Origin of the sequence: uncultured Polaribacter sp., assembly GCF_947503855.1 — a bacterium.
In the GTDB taxonomy this organism is placed as follows: domain Bacteria; phylum Bacteroidota; class Bacteroidia; order Flavobacteriales; family Flavobacteriaceae; genus Polaribacter.
Window position 1 is genome coordinate 22,132 of record NZ_CANNFF010000002.1, and the last position, 21,676, is coordinate 43,807.

Genomic DNA, 21,676 nt, shown 5'->3' on the forward strand with positions numbered 1-21,676 from the left:
TCAGGTCAGGCTTTCCACTATATCTTTTTATGTTTAATGTTTTATAAAAGAATATTTTTTTAAAGGAGAAAGTAGTTGTTATTTATAGAGAAAAAGCAAACATAAAAAGGATGTCGTTTCAATCCTTAACGCAAGCTAGTTTGCCAACAACGTAATTACTTTTAACTAAATGTTTTTTATAATAGCTTCATATTCGTGAAAAAAAAGCTCAAATTTAGGCATGGTTGCTAAAAAAAACTCATAACAATCTCTCCAAGTATTTTTGTTGTGGATGCTAAATTTACGTTCAAAAGGTACATAAATTCTTCTTATGATTTTACCATTATCAAGTTCATAACAATCATTAAAAATAACTTCTGGTAATGTTGCCTCTAAAAGAGTTTTTAAAGAAAGTAATTGGTCATAATACAACATGTTTGTTAACTCATCAGGATTTTCTAAATCCAAACAAACCATGGCTCTTTTTCTGTCAGCAACAAATTTAAAAGCCAAACCTTTTACTTTGGTATTGTACAACAACCATTTTCTTGGAAACGATTTTCCAAAACTAGTCCAAAATTCTTTTCTAAGTTTTGCAGCTTCGTCTTTACTAAACATAATATAAATTACTTAAAAAGAATTTGGAAAGAAATTATTATAGCTCCAATCCAATAAAAATATTGAGCAAGTTTAATAATTTTCAATTCTTTATTTATAACAAATTTTATAGGTTGTTTATTAATATTCTTTAAATTATATTTTTTATGAAAACCTGTAATTTTTTTCAGTATCTGAGTAACAATATATTTATTCCAAAAATAAATAAAAATTAGAATCATTAGTATATTTCCAGTTTTTCCTAAAAAAATCATATTTCAATTTTAGAAGTTCTAGTTTCTTCCCTTTGGGAAGATTAAGATGGGCTTTTACCCATGAATTTTAGCCACATGTCCACGTTCACGCATCATTTCTGCTTCAAAAGCCAACAAAGCATTCCATTTTTGGTCTACAATTTCTCTATCTTGATATTGTCTTGCAAACTGTAAAAAAGTAGTATAATGTCCAGCTTCAGAAATCATTAAATTTTTGTAGAATTTTTGCAGTTCTTCATCTTCCATGTTTTCAGAAAACACTTTAAAACGCTCACAACTTCTGGCTTCAATTAAAGCAGCAATTAATAAACGTTGCACCAAAGCTTGGGTTCTATCTTTGGTTTTAGGAAAAAACTTCTGTAATCTTATGGCATAATCGTTTTTTTGCTCCCTGCCTAAAACCATTCCTCTTTTAATCATCAGCAAGTGTACCATTTTAAAATGTTGCATTTCCTCTATGGCAATGTTGCTCATTTCCTTAACTAATTCAGTTTCTTCAGAGTAATTTATAATAATAGAAACAGCATTAGAAGCTGCTTTTTGCTCTAAAAAAGCATGATCTGTTAATATTTGTTCTAAGTTTACTTTGGCAATTTCTGCCCAAGAAGTTTCAGTTTCAAACTGTAATCCTAACATAATATATAAGTTTCTGATGCAAAAATAAACAATATTTCATGTAAAGAAACTTGCCACAACTATGTTTTTTCATAAATTAGACTTTTTAAAAAATTAACATGTTAGAATTAGCAGGAATTATAATTTTAGGAATATTGGCACAATGGGTGGCTTGGAAATTTAAAATACCAGCCATCTTACCATTAATACTAATAGGTTTGTTGGTAGGCCCAATAGCAGCAGCATATTTAAGTGAAGATGGCTCTAAATGGATAGAACCCATTTGGAATGGAGAAAAAGGTTTATTTCCTGGAGAAGGTTTGTATTATTTTGTTTCATTAGCCATTAGTATCATCCTTTTTGAAGGAGGTTTAACCCTAAAAAGAAGCGAAATTAAAAATGTAGGTCCTGTAATAACCAAATTAATTACCGTGGGTGCTGCAATTACCTTTTTTGGGGCGGGTATTTTAGCACACTATATATTTCATTTAAGTTGGGATTTATCCTTTCTTTTTGCAGGTTTAATTATAGTAACTGGGCCAACAGTAATTACACCTATTTTAAGAAATATTCCTCTTAAAAAAGATATTTCTACTGTTTTAAAATGGGAAGGTATTTTAATAGACCCAATTGGTGCACTTGTTGCAGTATTGGTTTTTGAATTTATTAGTGTTGGTGGGGGTGGTGGTTTTACCAAAACTGCCTTAATTGAGTTTGGTAAAATATTACTTTTCGGAACAACTTTTGGGTTTACGTTTGCACACGCTTTAGCTTTTGCAGTCAATAAAAGGTTAATTCCACACTATTTATTAAATGTGGTTTCTCTTTCTGCGGTTTTATTGGTTTTTGTTGAGTCTGAGCTTTTTGCGCATGAATCTGGCCTTTTAGCAGTTGTAGTTATGGGGATGGTTTTAGGAAATGGAAAATTAAATAACATTAAAGAGCTATTGTATTTTAAAGAATCGCTTAGTGTTTTATTAATTTCGATTCTTTTTATTTTACTTTCAGCAAACATTAATATAGAAGATTTAATGCTTTTATATACCTGGAAAACAGCCTCTTTATTTGCCATAGTTGTTTTTGTATTAAGACCTTTAGCAGTTTTTGTAAGTACTTTTAAATCAAAATTAAAACTTAATGAAAAGCTATTTATAAGTTGGGTAGGTCCTAGAGGTATTGTTGCCGCAGGAATTGCATCACTTTTTGGTAGTAAATTGATAAAACAAGGAGTAGAGGGAGCAGAATATATTACACCTTTGGTTTTTATGATTGTTTTAGGAACCGTTTTGTTAAATGCAACAACAGCAAGAGTTTTTGCAAAATTAGTAGGGGTTTTCTTAAAAAAATCGGATGCAATTTTGTTCGTAGGAGCTTCAAACCCTGCAAGATTAATTGCTAGTTTTCTAAAAGCTAAAGGCAAAAGAATTATTTTAATAGATTCTAACAAAAATTTTGTGCAACAAGCTTTAGATGATGATTTAGAAGCATTTAAAGTAGATGTCTATGATGATGAATTAACTGATAATATAGAGTTAAATGATGTTGGATATTTAATTGCTTTAACAGGAAGTGACATGGTAAATAAACATGCAATAAATAAGTTTTCTCCAGTATTTGGTGAGCATGGTTCTTATAAATTAGCATCTTCTCAAGAAATTATTGAAGCAACAGTTACTGAGAGAAAAAACTTTTTTACACCAAATGACGATTATATAAATTTGAGTGAAGCTTACAGAGAAAATCCGAATATAACAGAAGTAAAAATAGCCAATAAAGAGGAATATGATAAGGTTTTAGAAATGCTATCTGAAGAAGAAAAAGCAGTGGCGCTATTCATAGAAAAAGGTACAGGAATTTATTTAATTCCTGAGTTTGAAGAAACAGAAGCTATCAAAGAAAACTTAGTTTTATCTTATTTAGGTAAAAAAATGAATTTTCAAAAAAATAAAAAAAGTAAAATTTAAAAAGCAGTTTATTAAGTGTACTAAATGCACTCATAAATGTAAAAATGTTACAGATCTAACATAAAAGTTTTACGTAACTTTTCTAACATAGGATTTTTTTCTAAAAGTTTGCTGTATTTTTCTTGTGGAGTATAAGCAAACTTTTTTTCTACAGTTTCATTAAGCTCTAAGGCAATATCAATTCCGTAATTATTTAATTTTTCTCTTAAAAAATTTAATAATTTAGGTCTTCCTTTTTTAAATTGATCTTGCATTAATTTGTTGGGTACAGTGTACACAATTTTAAATTTACCATCTAATTTTGGTGCATCTGCAGCAATAATAGAAGCCATGCTTCTTTCACCTTTTTTGTTTAAAACATTAATGTATTCTTGCCAAAAAAGTTGTAATTCTTTTTCTGTAAAAACATCTTTTGGGTGGTTGTCAAAATTTTCTTCAACAACTTTTTTCTTACTTTCTTTCTTTTGATGTATGCTTTTTAAAGATAAAGAAGAGGTGCGTTTTCTTGCAAAATTTAAAACAGGTTTTACAGGTTCTGTAGATGCTGATATATGGTCAGTTTTTACTTGCTCTTTAACCTGTGTTAGCTCTTTTTTTACAATTGTTTCTGTTTTTAAAACAGATTTATTTACTTGTTTTTTTATAGGCGAAAGAGCTTGAAAAAATGTAGCAGGTATTATGTAGTTAGCTGACTTTTTTTTTTCTCCATCAAAAGTGATAGAGGCAATCTGCATTAAAGTTAATTCTACCAATAATCGCTGATTTTTACTTGCTTTGTAATTTAAATCGCAATCATTTGCTTTATTAATGGCTTGCATTAAAAAGGGAATACCAGCTTTTTCTGCTTGCTTTAAATATTTCTTTTTAGCGGCGTCACCAACTTCCAATAAAGCAACGGTAGCTTTGTCTTTAGCAACTAATAAATCTCTAAAATGACTAGCCAATCCATTAATAAAATGATGTCCTTCAAAGCCTTTTGCTAAAACTATGTTAAACGTATTTAGAACATCAGGTATTTTATTCTCTAATAATAAATCTGTCATTTTAAAATACGTATCGTAATCTAAAACATTCAAATTTTGGGTTACAGCCTCTCTAGTTAAATTTTTACCAGAAAAACTAACTACTCTGTCAAAAATAGACAAAGCATCTCTCATAGCGCCATCAGCCTTTTGGGCTATAATGTGTAAAGCATCATCTTCAGCTGTAATTTCCTCTTTCTCGCAAATGGTTTTTAAGTAATTTTTGGCGTCTAAAACACCAATTCTCTTAAAATCAAAAATTTGACAACGAGATAAAATTGTAGGAATTATTTTGTGCTTTTCTGTAGTTGCTAATATAAAAATAGCGTGTGCAGGTGGCTCTTCTAAGGTTTTTAAAAATGCGTTAAATGCAGACTGAGAAAGCATATGAACCTCATCAATAATATATACTTTGTATTTACCAGTTTGTGGTGGTATACGTACCTGGTCTGTTAAACTTCTAATATCATCAACAGAGTTGTTAGAAGCTGCATCCAACTCAAAAATATTAAAAGCAAAATCTTCATCTTTAGATAATGCTGCCTCTTGTTGATTGATTTTTTTTGCCAATATTCTAGCACAAGAAGTTTTACCCACACCTCTAGGTCCTGTAAACAATAAAGCTTGTGCTAAATGATTGTTTTTTATAGCATTGTCTAACGTATTTGTAATGGCTTGTTGGCCAACAACATCCTCAAAATTTTTAGGACGATATTTACGTGCAGATACTATAAAGTGTTCCATGTATATTTTTAAGTGTTTAAATTCGAGTAAATTAAAGTTGTTTTCTTTAATTTTTAAGTAAAAAGAAAAATTATTTTCTCATTTATTCAACAAAAATAACCATATGAACCCTTTTAAGCAAAAAGGTTTCTTAACAAAATGCTAAAGTTGTAAACAACTGTAAAATATGCCGTAAATTTGAAATTTAAATTGTAGATTAAAACATTATTTATTTAGAGATAAAAGTTTCTAGAATTTTGCGCCAAGCGCGATGCAATGTTTTTAGCGCAATTTTTACTAATAATCATAAAAAAAAAATAAATGAAATATATAAAATTTAGTGTAATAACTAGTTTGTTAGTTTTAGTTGTTGCATGTTTTAGTTCTGCTAATAAAAAAGAAAAAACACCTTTACAAGCCATGTATTTACCACAAGACGAATATAAAACTGCTTATTTTGCAAGTGGATGTTTTTGGTGTGTAGAAGCTATTTTTGAAAGTGTAGAAGGAGTAGAAGAGGCTATTTCTGGTTATGCAGGTGGTAATACCTTAAACCCAACATATGAAAAAATTGGAACAGGAAAAACAGGACATGCAGAAAGTGTTGCGGTGTATTATAACCCCAAAAAAGTAAGTTTTAATACTTTGGTTACTGTGTTTTTTGGTTCTCATAACCCGACAACTGTCAATGGGCAACATCCAGATTATGGAACGCAGTATAGATCTATAGCGTTTTATCAAAATGCCAACGAAAAAAAGACCATCGAAACGCAAATTGCAAAACTTAATAAAGAAGTTTATAATGGTAAAATTGTTACAGAGGTTAAGAAACTAGATAAGTTTTACAAGGCAGAAGCATATCATCAAGATTTTGAAAAAAGAAACCCAAATCAAAGTTATGTTAGGGCAGTTTCTATACCAAGGTTGAATAAATTTAAAAAGAAGTTTCCACAATTATTAAAAAAAGAAGCACATTAAGTGCTTCTTTTTTTTTGCTGTTTATTTGGCTTTTTCTACCAATTCTATTTTATTTACAGATGTTTTTGTTGTAAAAACACCATAATTTATAGTAACATTTTTTTTGTCTATTTTGTCTATTGTACCAACAGAATTTGAATCTATAATTCTAACGCTGTCATTTAACTTAAAAACGTAAGCTGCTTTTTGTTCTGCTTTTTTTACAGCTTCTTTTTTCTTTTCTTTTCTAACCTCTACAACTTTTTCTAAAACCTCTTTTTCTACTTTTTTAATTACTTGCTGCATTTGTTTTTCAACAATTTTTGCTTTTTGCTTTTGCGATTTTGTTTTTGGTTTTACAGGGGTCTTCTTAGCATGCTTTACTTTTTCGTCTGCAACCCATTTATTAAAATTAGTGTTTAGCTCTTTTTTATTATTGGTTTGAAAGTACTTGTTTAATAGCTCATTTATCTTTCTACCTAAAGAAAGCATTTTTTGATTATTGTCATACAATTCTTGAAAACCTGCTAGTTTTGCCTGTATTTTACCTTCTTTTTCTTGTAAACTGTCTAAATGTTTCTGTCCTTTAGATTTTTGTTTTTCTAAATTATCTGAGTTTTTTTGTAGTCGACTTCTTTCTTTTTGCAGTTTAGAAATTGTTTTGTCTAAACGAACTTTTTCGGTTTCTACACGCTTTTTTGCTTTATTTATTAAGCTAAAAGGAATTCCGTTTTTTTGCGCAACTTCAAAAGTAAAAGAACTACCTGCTTGCCCAATAAATAGTTTGTATAAAGGCTCTAAAGAGCGCTCATCAAATTGCATATTGGCATTGGTAACATTTTCCAATTCGTTAGCCAATACTTTTAGGTTAGAATAATGTGTAGTAATTACACCATAAGCATGTTTGTTGTAAAACTCTTCTAAGAAAATTTCTGCTAATGCTCCACCCAATTCTGGGTCAGAACCTGTACCAAATTCGTCTATTAAAAATAAGGTGTTTTCGTTACATTTTCGCAAAAAATAACGCATATTTTTTAAACGATAGCTATAAGTACTTAATTGATTTTCAATAGATTGATTATCTCCAATATCTGTTAGAATAGTATCGAAAATATACGTTTGGCTACGTTCTGCAACCGGAATTAACAAACCACTTTGTAGCATTAATTGTAACAAGCCAATGGTTTTTAAGGTGATAGATTTACCACCAGCATTGGGTCCCGAAATAACAATTATTTGCTGTTCTTTATTTAATTCTAATGTTTGCGCAACAGTCTTTATATTTTGTTGATTGTTTTTTCGCCATAAAATGGGATGTACTGCATCTTTAAAAAATACTCGTTTTTCTTTGGTTATTTTAGGTAAAATAGCATGAATTTCTTTTGCATATTTTGCTTTTGCACCTACTGTGTCTGTTCTAACTAGATAATTAACATAGTCTTCTAACAACTCGGTAAAAGGTCTAATTGTAGCCGCCAAAGCTCTAAGTATTTTAATTACTTCTTGCTTTTCTTCGTAAACTAAATTCTGATATTCTCTACTGTAAGATAAAGTAGCTTGTGGCGCTATGTAAACAATATTACCCGATTTTGAAGAGCCTAATAAACTACCAGCAATTTTTCTTCTATGCATTGCTGCTACTGCTAAAACCCTTTGGTTATCTACAATTGTTTCTTTAATGTCATCTAAATAACCTGCAGCAATGGCTTTAGATAACGCACTAGAAAAACTTGCACCAATTTTACCACGAACGTTATTAATATCTCTTCGAAGTTGTTTTAAAGTAGATGAGGCATTATTTTTTACCTCGCCAGAAATGTCTATAATTTTTTTAATTTCATCATCTACATACGTAGTGAATTCTATTTTTTGAGTAAGCTCATAAAATGTTGGAAATTGTACTTTAAATTTTTTAAAAAATTTAATATGCTCGTTTACGGTTAAAGAAGTGGCTGCAATTTTTAAAAAAGCATCAGTTTCTATAAAGCTATTTTCTATTTTTAAGCGTTTTACACTTTCTTTAATATTATCAAAACCATGATTGGGGATTCTATTTTCGCTTTCAAAAGAAGATACATATTCATTTACCAAATGCAACTCTATAAACAATTGTTTTCTGCTAGTAAATGGTAAAATTTCTAGAACATTTTCTTTACCCAAACCAGATATACAATGTTCTTTAACATGTTGTAAAACAGATTTAAATTCTAAATCTTGTAATGTTTTCTCTGAAATATTAGTCCTCAAATTTGTAATTTTGATAATCTATTAAATAAAATAATTATATAAACTTTATTGGGTTTAAAATTGAAGTAACAAAAATAACAAACAATGCAGGTAAAAATAGATGATAGCTGGAAAAATATTTTACAAAATGAGTTTGAGAAGCCTTATTTTAAAGATTTAACTTCTTTTGTGAAAAATGAGTATGAAAATTACCAATGTTACCCAAAAGAGAAAGACATTTTTGCAGCTTTTGATTTTTGTACATTCGATAATTTAAAGGTGGTAATTATTGGGCAAGATCCTTATCATGGCCCAAATCAAGCTAATGGCTTATGTTTTTCTGTAAAAGATGGCATTACTCATCCACCATCTTTGATTAATATTTTTAAAGAAATAACTGCAGATTTAGGTAAAGAATATCCACAAAGTGCGAATTTAGAAAAATGGGCAAAACAAGGTGTTTTATTGCTAAATGCTACTTTAACAGTAAGGGAGCATGAAGCTGGAAGCCATCAAAAACAAGGTTGGGAAAGGTTTACGGACGAAGTTATTAAACAGATTTCTAAAGAAAAAGAAAGTGTTATTTTTTTACTTTGGGGTGGTTTTGCTAAGAAAAAAACAAAATTAATAGACAAAACAAAACATCATATTTTAGAATCTGGACATCCAAGTCCTTTAAGTGCAAACAGGGGTTATTGGTTTGGTAACCAACATTTTTCTAAGGCGAATGCTATATTAACTGATCTAGAAAAACAACAAGTAGCCTGGTAAGCTATGCGTTGATAGATTTATGGAGCTTGGATTAAACTATTTGTTTGAGCTCTTTTGATAAACGAATTAAGGGAGCAGAGGAAGTAAAAAATCTTCAAAAAAAACTACTATATGAAGCGTGTTTATTGAATTTGAAACTAAGAAACAAACTGATCTTATAGTAAATCTGCTTGGTTTAATGTTGTTTGATTGGTTGGTAAAAAATCTGCTAAACCACAAGATTTAGACATGCTTCTACAAGAAGAAAAACAAATTAAACCTATAATGCAAATTGCAATAAAAACTATTTTTTTCATTTTTTAAATTTTTTTAAAGGCTAAATGTACATATTTTTTATGAAATCACCTGAATTTTATTGCTTCGTATAACGTTTAAACAAATTATTTTATTTTGAATTCGGGTATTTTTTTTTTTGATGGGTTTGCTATCATTTTACTCGGTTATTTTTAGCCATTTTTGAATATCTTCTAGTTGCTGTTCGTATCTTTTTGCTAAAATCTTATCGATATTTTTAAATGATGATTTCAAAGATTCATGAACGCTCCCTAAATTCAAGGTTTTTTTTGAAAGATTTGTATAATTTTTGATGGATTGCCAGCACCCATATCTTTAATGATTTCTTAAGTTAAAACAATAATAGCTATTTTTTTAGCACGTAAAGCTTTACACATTTGTATTATATCATTTGGATAATCTTTCTAGCAAAGTTTCATGTTTTTTTAGTGTATTGTTTTTTTCTTTTAAATATCAAGAATAATTAAAGTGTTTTGCCACTCCTATCTATTTTGAGGATTGTCTTTTACTCAGTTAATTTATTTAAGCTGTAAATAATTAAATCTTCTACAACTTTTCCAGGTTTTTTGCTAAAAGTACCATTTGCTCTGTTAGCAATAATGGCGTTTATTGAACAAGAATTATGACCTAACAATTTAGACAAACCGTAAATGGCAGAAGTTTCCATTTCTAAATTGGTAATTCTATGCGAATTGAATTGAAAAGAATCAATTTTATGGTTTAAGTTATCGTCTTGTAAAGCAAGTCTTAAAACTCTGCCTTGAGGTCCGTAAAAACCACCAGCAGTAGCTGTTATCCCTGTAAAAGTATGATCTGAGCTTAATTTTTTTTCTAATATTTTACTATTTTTTATAATAATGGGAGCTGCTTTTTTAGTACTCCAGTTGGTATGTTTTACGAAGGCATTTTCTATATCTGTATTACAAATACTTTCTATTTGGTATGAATGCAACAGGCCATTTAAATCTAAACCAAAAGAGCTTATTAAAAAACTATCTACAGGAATATCTACCTGTAAAGATCCAGAAGTACCAATTCTAACAATATTTAATTGGCTTAAATTTTCTTTAGGTTTTCTTGTATATAAATCAATATTTACAAGCGCATCTAACTCATTCATTACAATATCAATATTATCTGGTCCAATACCAGTAGATATTACAGAGAAACGTTTGTTTTTATAAGTGCCAGTCGTAGTTTTAAATTCTCTTTTTTGTGTTGTAAACTCAATAGCATCAAAATGTTTTGTTATTTTATCTACCCGATCTTGATCGCCAACAAAAATAATATCTTTAGCAATGTTTTCTGGTTTTAAATTCAAATGATAAACGCTACCATCTGCATTTAAAATAAGTTCAGATTGTTTTATTTGCATATTTTAAGAGGTAATTTGTAATAGTTTTTGATTGTTTTTACTAAATAAAAAACTAAATTTTTTAGCTCCTCCAAGATAAGAATTTTCGTTTCGTAATTGCCTATAAAAACTGGTTTCGTTTTCTAAAACTTTTTTGCCTGTTTTGGTTAATTTTACAGGGTTATAAGATGCAAATAATGGGTTTAGTTGCGTTATGGTTTTTTGGTATTGTAAGTCTCCAAAGCCAAATAATTCTTGCTCTTTAAGTAAACTACCCAATAGTTTGTTTTTAGTTGTTAATTTGTTTTTTGTAGCAGTTTGTAGTACAAAGTTTTCTACATTATTTAATCCATTTTCTACAGAAGGAAACCTTTGCAAATGTGTTTTTAAAGCATTTTCTAAATATACAAATGTATTTGTTGTTTTAATATTTGTAATAGTTTCTAGCCTTAGAGGACTGACCGAACAATATAGTTGCCAAATGTAATCTGCGTATTCAATATCATTTTGTGATAAATTAATTCTTTTTTTATAATGCTGATGTATTTCAGATTCAGAAAGCTCACATAAACCTTTTAATTTTGTTGACTTTTTTACTTTTCCGCTACAGACCAAAGAAATATGATAGTCTTTTCTGTGTTGTTTTAACCAACTAATAACCGCTAACATATTAATTTGACAAAACAAATCGTACTCAAACCAAAGTACAATTTCTTTGGTTTCTTTTTTGTTACAAAGCCTTCTGTATTCTTTTATGGTATAGTCTATAAATTTTTGTTTACTAACTTTGTAAGTATTTTTAAAAAAGCTATACCTCGTTTTCCAAAAAACATCACTACCAACATTTGTAGTGGTTTTGCCTTCGCATAGCATTTCTCTCCAAGTGATAAAATCTCCAGTAAATTTAAGTTTTTTTAGATAGTTTGTGGTACTGTCTCCATTTGTTATGTGTAAAATTAAAGCGCCCATAATAAATTGACAATAAATTTAATTACTTTTAATTGTGTTGATTTTTATGTTGTTAACCTCCAACACGTTTTACTTTAAAGCCTTTATCCTTTAACATATTCATGATTTTATCTCTAAAATCTCCCTGAATGATAATTTTATCATCTTTAAAACTACCTCCTACAGAGAGTTTGGTTTTAATTTCTTTTGCCAAAATTTTAAAGTCTGCTGTTGCACCAGTATACCCCTCTAAAATGGTAATTGGTTTTCCTTTTCGCTTTTCGTATTTACAAATTATAGGTTCATCTTGTAACCAAATATTCGATTTTTCTATGGTTGGTTCAGGTGTTTCCTTATGTTCTGGAAATAGGTTTTTTAATTGATCTTTTAAATCCATTTGTTAGTGTTTGGTTGTAAGTTTTGGTTTGTAGTTTTTGTTTTGTAAAAACCAAAAACCACCAACTATTTCTTCAATCCTAATTCTTTTAAACGTTGGTCTAAAAATTTACCTGCAGTAATATCTTCAAACTGTTTTGGGTTTTCTGTATCTACACAGTTTTCTAATACATCTAATTTCATTTCACTTACTGGATGCATAAAAAACGGAATGGAATATCTTGAGGTACCCCACATTTCTTTAGGAGGATTTACCACTCTATGAATGGTAGACTTTAGTTTGTTATTACTATGTCGTGATAACATATCTCCAACATTAATCATCAATTCATCTGGTTCAGCCATAGCATCTATCCAATCGCCTTTGTGGTTTTGCACTTGCAAACCTTTTCCTTGAGCGCCCATTAATAGCGTAATCAAGTTAATGTCTCCATGGGCTGCAGCTCTTTCTGCACCTTTTGGTTCTGTCTTTATAGGTGGATAATGAATAGGTCTTAAAATACTGTTTCCGTTTTTGATGTGTTTATCAAAATATGTTTCTTCTAAACCTAAATGCAATGCTAAAGATCGCAGCACATATTTTGCTGTTTTTTCTAACATTTTATAGGTTTTTTTACCAACCTCATTAAATTTTGGAAGTTCTTCTACAATTACATTTTCTGGGTATTCTGCAGCTTTTTTAGGATCGTCTTTTACATATTGACCAAAATGCCAAAACTCTTTTAAATCTGCTTCTTTTTTGCCTTTTGCAGATTCTTTTCCAAAAGAAACATATCCTCTTTGTCCTCCAATACCAGGTATTTCGTATTTTTCTTTTGTTGCTAAGGGTAAGTCAAAAAAGTTTTTGATTTCTGTATATAAATCTTTTACTAATGTATCGTTTAAGAAATGACCTTTTAAAGCTACAAAACCAATGTTTTCGTAGGCGTGACCAATTTCGTTTATAAATTTTTGTTTTCTTGTTGCATCGTCAGACAAAAAGTCTGCTAGATTTACACTTGGTATTTTATTCATTATGATATTTTTAAGGTAGAAACCTACGCTAAAGTTACTAAAAAAAGAGGAATTATAATGGTAGTTTATTTTTTTGTAAATGGAATTAGGTAACTTACAGTATAATTAAAGCCAAAACCTGTATTACTTTCAAAAATTCTATTGAAACCAGGAGCGTATAAGGTTTTAAAGTTTTCGGGTTCTTTAACGCTCATTAAAATCTTATAAGAAAGGCTAAAGCTTACAAATAAATTTTTTAGTGTTTCTGCTTTTATGCCTACCATAAATTCAGACCAATGTGCATTTAAATTTTTTGCTGTTACTGGATTTGTTACTGGCTCTGCAAGAAAATAATTGCCATTATCTGCATCTGAAACATTGGGTGTATAACTGTTTAAAGTTTGATCAAATAAGGCAAAACCATATCTATATCCTACAAAAACTTCGTTGTTCATATCTAACCAATTTTTGTAGGCATTGTAGTTAATGCCCAAACGGATATAGTTTCCTTTTGCTGTAGAGTTAGAAACCATAAATTCTGATGATGTTTCTTCTTCGTAACCTAATTCTGCTGCAATGTATAAGTTTTTTTTAATTCTGTAATCGCCAACAATTTCAAAACCACTATAAACACCATCAAGCGAAGCTTTGATAGGTTTGCTAATGTCTACACCTAAACGAATACCAGCATTGGTTTTGTAAATTAGGGTATCTTTTTCTTTGGTAATGAGACTATCTTTAGGTTGCTCTTGCGCATAATTTTCAGCAAAAACAAATACCATAAAAAGGCTAATGAAATACTTGTACATGTGCTGTGGTTTGATCGTTTAAATTAAGTAAAGTTTTGGGTGTAAAATCTGTAAACCAAGTATTTGTTGGTGATGAAAATTCTAAATTTGTATACACAATTTTGTAACCACAAGAGCGTGAAACATATTCTTCTTGAATATCATAATTAATAGAAAACTGATTTACAACACCATCTTTAGAAAAGTTATATACAGTTTCTAAAGCGTTCGGGTTTAGTGGGATTACAATGCTGTCTGTACTAACACCATTATATCTAGCAATTGTATCGCTATTTGCTTCTGAATTAATTACTAAGTTTTGCACTCTTTTTGTTGTTTCTCTATTGGTATCGTCATAAAAACGAATAATTAATCTTGGTGTAACAGGGTTTTGAGTACAAAAATCATCTTTTTCGCAAGCGGAAAAAAGTGCTACAGATACTAGTAAAATTAGAATTGTTTGTTTCACGAGTCAAATATAGGTATTAGAATGTTTTCTAGAAGATTATTCCTCTTCAACTTCTACAATTTTATTGATGGCTTCTGCTAATTTAAAATCCAGTTCTGTAACTCCATCAGCATCATGTGTGGTTAATGTAATGTCTAATGTGTTGTAAACGTTTGTCCATTCTGGGTGATGATTTAAAGCCTCACATTCAAAAGCAATTCTGTTCATTGCAGACATACAGTCTTTAAAATTATCAAACTCAAAATCGGTATGAATGGCATCATCATAAAAATCCCATTCTTGTAATTTTTCTATTCTTTTTTCTATTTCTTGATTTGTTAGTTTTTTCATTTTCTGCGTTTTATATATTATTTTAAATGTTTGGGCATATCTCTGCTTTCATGTAAAACTCTAATAATTAATAGTTTGTTTTCAATAATTTTATAAAAAATAATGTGTTTTTGAAAAGCGATACTAAATATACCCTCTTTAATTTCTTTTCTTGTTCTACCTAAGTTTGGTTGATTACATAATTGAAAAAATAAATCTTCAATGTTTGATAGATATACAATTGCTTGATTTCGGCTATGACTTTTTTCTGTATAATCAAAAATATCTTCTAAATCTGCATCTGCTTCTTTGGTTAATTCATAATTTTTAAGAATAACCATATTACTATTCTTGTTTCGATTCTAAAATATCTTTTACAGAACGCTTACTAATTCCACTTTCTAGTCCTTTTTCTATTTCTGCTCTTAAATCTTTTATAATTTTATTTCTATATATGGTATGCAATCTTAAAGCATCTCTAATTACTTCACTATTATTTTGATACTCGCCAGATTCAACTTGAGTAGTAATATATTCCTCCTGTTGTTTTGTAAAACTAATATTCATAATTATTTATTTTGATATCATAAAAGTATAAATATTATCTATATTTAGCAAATATGGATAAATTGTTAAATAAAGTCTATCTACTTCTCAAACAAAACTACAGTTTCTATATGGCTTGTATGCGGAAATTGATCTACCAAACTTATTTTTTTCATTTGATAACCAGCTGCTGCTAACAATTCTGTATCTCTTGCTTGTGTGGCTGGGTTACAAGAAACATATACCATTCTGTCTGCATTTAAGTTGATAATTTTTTGCAGTGTTTTTGGTGCAATACCAGCTCTTGCAGGATCTAATATGATTGTTTTTATTTTATTTTGATATTCTGGATGTGCTATTAAAAATTTACCAACATCTGCTGCAAAAAACTTTAAGCCTTCTATATTATTTCTTTTAGCGTTCTTTTTTGCATCTGCTATGGCTGATGCTACAATATCTACACCCACAATTTTTGCATTATCGCTTTTAGAAGCTACAATTTGACCAATGGTTCCTGTTCCACAAAATAAATCCATAACCACAGTATTGTCTACTTTGGTTTTATCCTCTAAAACATATTCCACTACTTTAGAATATAATCTTTCTGCACATTTTGGGTTGGTTTGAAAAAAGCTTTTCATGCTAATTTCAAAATTTAAACCCAACAATTCTTCTACAATTTTATCTTTACCATATACCAACTCTAAACTACCCGAAGTAGCAATGGTTCTGTCTCCAGTTTCATCGTTAATAGTATGCAATAAACCTGCTAAACGATCTCCTAAAATATCTTTTAGAAACGCAGCAAATTTGTTTAAATCGAATTTATCTAAATCATCAGAAGTTGTTACTAAATTACATAACAACTCGTCTGTTTTAAAAGATTTTCTAACCACAAAATACCTAAAAAAACCTTCTCTTTTTGGTCCATGCCAAGGCTGTAAACCTGTTTCTTTACAATACTTACGAATGTTTTTAAGATTGTCTTCTAACTGCTTGTCAAACAAACCAGAATCTTTTTCTAAATTATCGCCCATCCACCAAACACCACGTCTTTTAAAACCTAGTGTAAACTCGTCTTTATCTGTTTTTTCAATTCTGTCGTAACCAATAGCAGAAAAACCATATTCCATTTTATTTCTGTAATGAAACACGTTTGGCGAGGTTACAAACTCATCAAAAAGGTCTTCTATATTAGTAACTTTACCAATTTTTTTAAAAAGAGAAAGTGTGCTTTCTTTTTTGTATTGATGTTGTAAATTGATAGGTAATTGAATGTAAGGTGCCCCAGGAATATCTTGATAAGGAACTTCAACTTCATCTCTAGAAGGTTCTAAAACATCAATTAACTTAGCTTCTGCGTATTTTTTGCTAGATTTTTTTATTTGTGCCTTTACCAATTGACCCGGTAAAGTATTGGGTACAAAAATGACAAAACTGCCTTCTTCAGAGTGTATTCTGGCAATACCTTTTCCTCCAAAAGCATAATCTTCTATGGTAAGTTCTAAAACCTGGTTTCTTTTTACAAATTTATTTCGTTCTCTACGTGGCATTTTCTGTATTTAGTGGATTGCAAAATTAGCAAAACTTATTGATTGAAGTAGGAATTGAAATGTATTTATAGAAAAACATTTTTATTTAAAAAAAGAGGTATTTTATTTAGAAATAATTTCTAAAACCAAGGCTTTGGTTAGTGGTTTTCCGTTGGCAATTTTTTTGATATTTTCAAAGGTAAAAACAAAATCGCATCCTTTTTTATAATCTGAACATCCATAAGCTGTTTTTCCTTTTAGAATGGTTCCTTTTTTACATTTTGGACAAGTTATTTTACTTTGAAGCGATTTGTCTGCATCAGGAGTGAGAGTTTTTTTTGGTTCAAACTTTACATTAAAATCATCATCAAAACGAAGTAAACCTTCTGCCTTAGTATCATTTACCGAAAACCCTTTTAAATTGGTAGTACAACCTTTGTCTATTAATCTAATAATCTGGTTTTCAGAAATTTTTTTATCGTAAAATTGAAACGGAATTTTTAAATCGCAATTGTTTTTATATTGAGAGCAACCATAAGCTGTAGAGCCTTTTAATAACTGCCCTTTTTTGCATTTTGGACAAGTTTTACCTACTACTTGTTTTTTTGTTTTTTTGTTTTTTCTACTTTGTGGAGATTTCTCTTGGGTATTTTGGCTGACACTATTAGAGGAAATTCGTTTTTTAGTCGTGTTAGAACGTACTTCATAAACCAGTTCGTCAACCATTTTTTTCATGTTATTGATAAACGTTCCTGCATTAAAATCTCCACGTTCAATTTCTTTAAGACGTTTTTCCCAACGCCCAGTTAATTCAGCAGATTTTAGTAATTCATTATCAATAATATTTATCAGATCGATTCCTGTTTGCGTAGGTAAAACCAGTTTTTTCTTACGTTCTATATATTTTCTTCTAAATAAAGTTTCAATAATACTTGCTCTTGTTGATGGTCTTCCGATTCCATTTTCTTTCATCAGCTCACGCATTTCATCATCATCTACTTGTTTACCAGCAGTTTCCATAGCTCTTAACAAACTTGCTTCTGTAAAGTTTCTTGGTGGCTTGGTTTCTTTTTCTAAAAAAGAAGGTTCATGAGAGCCTTTTTCACCTTTGGTAAAACTAGGTAAGGTAGTTTGTATATTTAGCTCTTTTTTCGCCTTGCTTTCTTCAGTTTCAAAAACGATTCTCCAGCCTTTAGTTAAAATTTCTTTACCTGTAGTTTTAAAAGGAACTTCTGCAGCTTTGCCTAAAACAGAAGTGTTAGAAACATCTGAATCTGGATAAAAAACAGCAATAAAACGTTTGGTAATAATATCGTAAACTTGTTGTTGATTGTATTGCAAATTCCCTTGAATTCCCGTAGGAATAATGGCATGGTGATCTGTTACTTTTTTATCATCAAAAACACGTTTAGACTTTTTTATTTTCTGTCCTAAAAGAGCTTGTGTAAGCTTACTATAATTGGTTAATTTCGATAAAATTCCATGTACTTTCGGATAGACATCATTAGGTAAAAAAGTGGTATCTACTCTCGGGTAGGTTACAACTTTCATTTCATATAACTTCTGGACTATTTTTAAGGTTTCATCTGCAGAAAAACCAAACTTATTGTTACAATATACTTGTAAACCTGTTAAATCGAATAGTTTAGGTGCGTATTCTTTTCCTTTTTTCTTTTTTACAGAAACAATTTCAAATTCAGATTGCGCAACTTTATCAGCTAAAACTTGTCCGTCTTCTTGTTTTAAAAAACGACCGTCTTCATAATTAAAAAGTGTGTTTCTATAAGTTGTTTGTAGCTCCCAATAAGGTTGTGGTTTAAAATTTTGAATTTCGAAATAACGATTTACCAACATAGCTAGGGTAGGAGTTTGCACTCTACCTACAGACAAAACTTGTTTGTAACCACCAAATTTAACAGTATATAAACGTGTTGCATTTAAGCCCAATAACCAATCTCCAATAGCTCTAGAATAGCCAGCGTAATATAAATTATCGTAATTTTCTGCAGGTTTTAAATTGTTAAATCCGTCTTTAATGGCTTCTTCTGTTAATGATGAAATCCATAAACGTTTTACTTTTCCTTTATAATTACATTGATTGATTACCCAACGTTGAATGAGTTCTCCTTCTGTTCCAGCATCCCCACAATTAATAATTACTTCTGCTTTTTCAAATAATCCTTTTACAATATCAAATTGTTTTCTAATTCCAGAATCGCCTGTAACTTTGGTATCAAAACGTTCTGGTAACATGGGTAAATTATTCAAATCCCAACTTTTCCAATGAGGTTTGTAATCTTTAGGCTCTAAAAGTGTACATAAATGCCCAAAGGTATAGGTTACAGCATAGCCATTACCTTCGTAAAAACCATCACGTTTTGTGTTGGCTCCTAGAATATTAGCAATCTCTCTTGCTACACTTGGTTTTTCGGCGATACAGACTTTCAATATTTTAGATAATTAAAGAGTCGAAAGTAATAAAATTAACGGTATTAATAAATAAAAAATGATTCCTAATTTTTTAGCAATAATTGCGTCTTCAAATTTCTTGATGTAACCGTACTTTATAAAACGTTCAAGTTCAGTGTCATTATAATCTTTAACATGAAGTAAATCTGACCCAAAACTAAAAGGTAGTAAAAGATATCTTAAAGATAAACTTTCCATTTTTCTTTTACATGTATTTTTTTTGATTCAATTTTACTTTACCAATGCTAATTGAATTCGTTTTCTAACTACATCTAACTCTAAAACTTTTACCACAATTTGTTGTTGTAAACTTACAATAGTATTTACATCTTTTACAAACGAATCTGATAAATTAGAAACGTGAATTAAGCCACTTTCTTTAATACCAATATCTACAAAACAGCCGAAATTGGTAATATTATTAACGATTCCTGGTAAGAGTTGTCCAATTCTTAAATCATCAATGGTTTTGATATTTTTGTCAAAAGAAAATACTTTGGCTTTTGCTCTTGGGTCTAAACCTGGTTTTTCTAACTCGCTAATAATGTCTTTTAAAGTTGGTAAACCAATAGTTTCTGAAGTATAATTATTTACATTTATTTGTTTAAGAATTTCTTTGTTCCCAATAATATCTTTCACATTCGTTTTTAAGTCTTTCGCAATTTTATCAACCAAAAAATAACTTTCAGGATGTACACCAGAATCATCTAAAGGATTCTTTGCATTTTTAACTCTTAAAAAACCTGCAGCTTGCTCAAAGGCTTTTCCTCCTATACGTGGTACTTTTTTAATCTCATTTCTAGAAGAAAAAGAACCGTTTTCATTTCTGTAATTTACGATATTAGTGGCTAATTTGGGTCCAATTCCAGAAACATAACTTAGTAAAGATTCGCTTGCAGTATTAATGTTTACCCCCACTATATTTACGCAACTTTCTACAACCGTATCTAGAGATTTTTTTAGTTTGGTTTGGTCTACATCATGCTGATATTGCCCAACTCCAATCGATTTTGCATCAATTTTAACCAGTTCTGCTAAAGGATCTTGTAAACGTCTACCAATAGAAACGGCACCACGAACTGTTACATCGTAATTTGGAAACTCATCTCTAGCAATTTTAGAGGCAGAATATATGGACGCTCCAGCTTCACTCACCACAAATACATCAATTGCATTTTTAAACTGAATTTTTTTAATCAATTGTTCTGTTTCTCTAGAGGCTGTTCCATTTCCAATAGCAATAGCTTCAATTTTATGCGCTTCTGCCAAAGAACTAATTTTTTTAATCGCATCTAAAGATTGGTTTTGAGGTGCATGTGGAAATACGGTTTCATTATGTTTTAATTCTCCTTGTTCATTTAAGCATACAATTTTACAGCCAGATCTAAAACCAGGATCTATTGCCAACACTCGTTTTTCTCCTAAAGGAGCTCCTAACAATAATTGTTGTAAGTTTTTCGCAAAAACGGCTATGGCACTTTGATCAGCTTTTTCTTTGGCAATTGATAAAGCTTCATTGGATAAAGAGGGAAATAACAAACGTTTAAAAGCATCTTGAATTGCCCATTGAATGTGAGTAGCACATTCGTTGTTTGTACGAATAATTCTACTTTCCATTTTTTGAAGCGTTCTTTCTGTATCAATTTCTATTTTTATACGAATAAACCCCTCTTTTTCGGCTCTTAAAATGGCTAATAATCTGTGCGACGGAATCCGGTTTAAAGATTCACTCCAATCAAAATAATCTTTAAATTTTTGTGCTTTTTCATTATCTATTTCCTTTTTTATTACTTTGGATGAAATAGTAGCGAAGCGTTCTAGTTGATAACGAATATTATTTCTAATATCTGTACGTTCGTTAATCCATTCTGCAATTATAAAACGTGCGCCTTCTAGAGCATCTTCAATTGTATCAACTTCGTTGGAAATGTATTTAGAGGCTGTATATTCTAAATCATTTACACGTTGACTCATAATCATTTTTGCTAACGGCTCTAAACCTTGCAAACGCGCAGATTCTGCTTTTGTTTTTCTCTTTTTCTTATAAGGTAAATAAATATCTTCTAAGGTAATACTGTCTTTTGTACTTTTTACTTTCTGAGTTAATTGAGCAGTTAACACCTTTTGCTCTTCTAAAGCTTTTAAAATGGCAATTTTTCTTTTTTCTAAGGCTTCAAAAGTTTCTTTAATTTTTACAATTTCTCCAATTTGAACTTCATCTAAATTTCCAGTCATTTCCTTTCTATATCTAGAAATAAAGGGAATAGTTGCATCTTCATTTAACAATGAAAGTGTATTGGAAACCGATTTTTCTGCTAAGTTGGTTTGTTGTATTACGTATTGGAGTAGTTGCATTTATTTCTAAATATTTATCAAATTTAAACTGTCTCCTTGAGCGTAGTCAAAAAGATTATAGTTTTTAAAAATTTTATTAGTTCTCGTCTGCACT

21 protein-coding genes are annotated in these 21,676 nt (G+C 29.9%); 3 read left to right on the forward strand and 18 right to left on the reverse strand.

Annotation, left to right across the window (positions count from 1 at the left end; genetic code table 11):
• Positions 1-165: 165 nt before the first annotated feature.
• From Q0662_RS01515 to Q0662_RS01525, 3 genes are read right to left on the reverse strand one after another with little or no spacing between them, the layout of a single operon-like run.
• The gene (locus tag Q0662_RS01515) at positions 166-597 is read right to left on the reverse strand and encodes a DUF4268 domain-containing protein (protein ID WP_298946487.1); all 432 of its coding nucleotides are present in this window, start codon (positions 595-597) and stop codon (positions 166-168) included.
• A gap of 8 nt (positions 598-605) precedes the next feature.
• Positions 606-851, reverse strand: coding sequence for a hypothetical protein (locus Q0662_RS01520; RefSeq protein WP_298946489.1), 246 nt, complete (start codon positions 849-851; stop codon positions 606-608).
• Between the two features lie 54 nt (positions 852-905).
• Entirely contained in the window at positions 906-1,487 is a 582-nt protein-coding gene (locus Q0662_RS01525; RefSeq protein WP_298946491.1) for a tRNA-(ms[2]io[6]A)-hydroxylase, read from the reverse strand.
• Positions 1,488-1,585: 98 nt separating this feature from the next.
• Between Q0662_RS01525 and Q0662_RS01530 the strand changes: the two genes are divergently transcribed.
• Positions 1,586-3,430, forward strand: coding sequence for a sodium:proton antiporter (locus Q0662_RS01530; protein WP_298946493.1), 1,845 nt, complete (start codon positions 1,586-1,588; stop codon positions 3,428-3,430).
• A 47-nt stretch (positions 3,431-3,477) separates the two neighbouring features.
• On the opposite strand, the gene Q0662_RS01535 is transcribed toward Q0662_RS01530, so the two are convergent.
• A complete protein-coding gene (locus Q0662_RS01535; RefSeq protein WP_298946495.1) occupies positions 3,478-5,196 on the reverse strand; it encodes a DNA polymerase III subunit gamma/tau in 1,719 nt (572 codons plus the stop codon).
• A gap of 300 nt (positions 5,197-5,496) precedes the next feature.
• Here Q0662_RS01535 and msrA point away from each other — a divergent pair, with 300 nt between their 5' ends.
• Positions 5,497-6,153 carry a peptide-methionine (S)-S-oxide reductase MsrA gene (msrA, locus tag Q0662_RS01540; protein WP_298946497.1) on the forward strand — a complete coding sequence of 219 codons (657 nt, stop codon included), beginning with the start codon at positions 5,497-5,499 and terminating at the stop codon, positions 6,151-6,153.
• Between the two features lie 21 nt (positions 6,154-6,174).
• On the opposite strand, the gene Q0662_RS01545 is transcribed toward msrA, so the two are convergent.
• On the reverse strand, positions 6,175-8,379 hold the full coding sequence (locus tag Q0662_RS01545; protein ID WP_298946499.1) for a DNA mismatch repair protein MutS: 2,205 nt from the start codon (positions 8,377-8,379) through the stop codon (positions 6,175-6,177).
• 84 nt (positions 8,380-8,463) lie between these two features.
• Here Q0662_RS01545 and Q0662_RS01550 point away from each other — a divergent pair, with 84 nt between their 5' ends.
• Complete coding sequence (locus tag Q0662_RS01550; RefSeq protein ID WP_298946500.1) at positions 8,464-9,129, forward strand: uracil-DNA glycosylase; 666 nt, start codon at positions 8,464-8,466, stop codon at positions 9,127-9,129.
• Positions 9,130-9,284: 155 nt separating this feature from the next.
• On the opposite strand, the gene Q0662_RS01555 is transcribed toward Q0662_RS01550, so the two are convergent.
• The 13 genes from Q0662_RS01555 to Q0662_RS01615 form a co-directional block, all read right to left on the reverse strand.
• Complete coding sequence (locus Q0662_RS01555; RefSeq protein ID WP_298946501.1) at positions 9,285-9,425, reverse strand: hypothetical protein; 141 nt, start codon at positions 9,423-9,425, stop codon at positions 9,285-9,287.
• 503 nt (positions 9,426-9,928) lie between these two features.
• Positions 9,929-10,798: a nucleoside phosphorylase gene (locus Q0662_RS01560; RefSeq protein WP_298946503.1), complete on the reverse strand. Its 870-nt coding sequence runs from the start codon at positions 10,796-10,798 to the stop codon at positions 9,929-9,931.
• Positions 10,799-10,801: 3 nt separating this feature from the next.
• Positions 10,802-11,746, reverse strand: coding sequence for a DUF1835 domain-containing protein (locus Q0662_RS01565; protein WP_298946505.1), 945 nt, complete (start codon positions 11,744-11,746; stop codon positions 10,802-10,804).
• Between the two features lie 52 nt (positions 11,747-11,798).
• Positions 11,799-12,122, reverse strand: a complete 324-nt coding sequence (locus Q0662_RS01570) for a translation initiation factor (protein ID WP_298946507.1) — start codon at positions 12,120-12,122, stop codon at positions 11,799-11,801.
• 65 nt (positions 12,123-12,187) lie between these two features.
• Positions 12,188-13,135, reverse strand: a complete 948-nt coding sequence (locus tag Q0662_RS01575) for a 2-oxoglutarate and iron-dependent oxygenase domain-containing protein (protein ID WP_298946509.1) — start codon at positions 13,133-13,135, stop codon at positions 12,188-12,190.
• Positions 13,136-13,200: 65 nt separating this feature from the next.
• Positions 13,201-13,923, reverse strand: coding sequence for a DUF6048 family protein (locus Q0662_RS01580; protein WP_298946511.1), 723 nt, complete (start codon positions 13,921-13,923; stop codon positions 13,201-13,203).
• Complete coding sequence (locus tag Q0662_RS01585; RefSeq protein WP_298946513.1) at positions 13,904-14,371, reverse strand: DUF6452 family protein; 468 nt, start codon at positions 14,369-14,371, stop codon at positions 13,904-13,906. Before Q0662_RS01585 ends, Q0662_RS01580 begins: the two co-directional genes overlap by 20 nt.
• Positions 14,372-14,407: 36 nt before the next feature.
• Complete coding sequence (locus tag Q0662_RS01590) at positions 14,408-14,701, reverse strand: 4a-hydroxytetrahydrobiopterin dehydratase (protein ID WP_298946515.1); 294 nt, start codon at positions 14,699-14,701, stop codon at positions 14,408-14,410.
• A gap of 17 nt (positions 14,702-14,718) precedes the next feature.
• On the reverse strand, positions 14,719-15,021 hold the full coding sequence (locus Q0662_RS01595; protein WP_298946517.1) for a type II toxin-antitoxin system RelE/ParE family toxin: 303 nt from the start codon (positions 15,019-15,021) through the stop codon (positions 14,719-14,721).
• A gap of 4 nt (positions 15,022-15,025) precedes the next feature.
• On the reverse strand, positions 15,026-15,247 hold the full coding sequence (locus Q0662_RS01600) for a type II toxin-antitoxin system ParD family antitoxin (protein WP_298946519.1): 222 nt from the start codon (positions 15,245-15,247) through the stop codon (positions 15,026-15,028).
• A gap of 80 nt (positions 15,248-15,327) precedes the next feature.
• Positions 15,328-16,779 (reverse strand): 23S rRNA (uracil(1939)-C(5))-methyltransferase RlmD, encoded by a 1,452-nt coding sequence (gene rlmD, locus Q0662_RS01605; protein WP_298946521.1) that lies wholly within the window; start codon positions 16,777-16,779, stop codon positions 15,328-15,330.
• Between the two features lie 102 nt (positions 16,780-16,881).
• Positions 16,882-19,206 carry a type IA DNA topoisomerase gene (locus Q0662_RS01610; protein ID WP_298946523.1) on the reverse strand — a complete coding sequence of 775 codons (2,325 nt, stop codon included), beginning with the start codon at positions 19,204-19,206 and terminating at the stop codon, positions 16,882-16,884.
• 252 nt (positions 19,207-19,458) lie between these two features.
• Entirely contained in the window at positions 19,459-21,582 is a 2,124-nt protein-coding gene (locus Q0662_RS01615; RefSeq protein WP_298946525.1) for a Tex family protein, read from the reverse strand.
• Between the last annotated feature and the right edge of the window lie 94 nt (positions 21,583-21,676).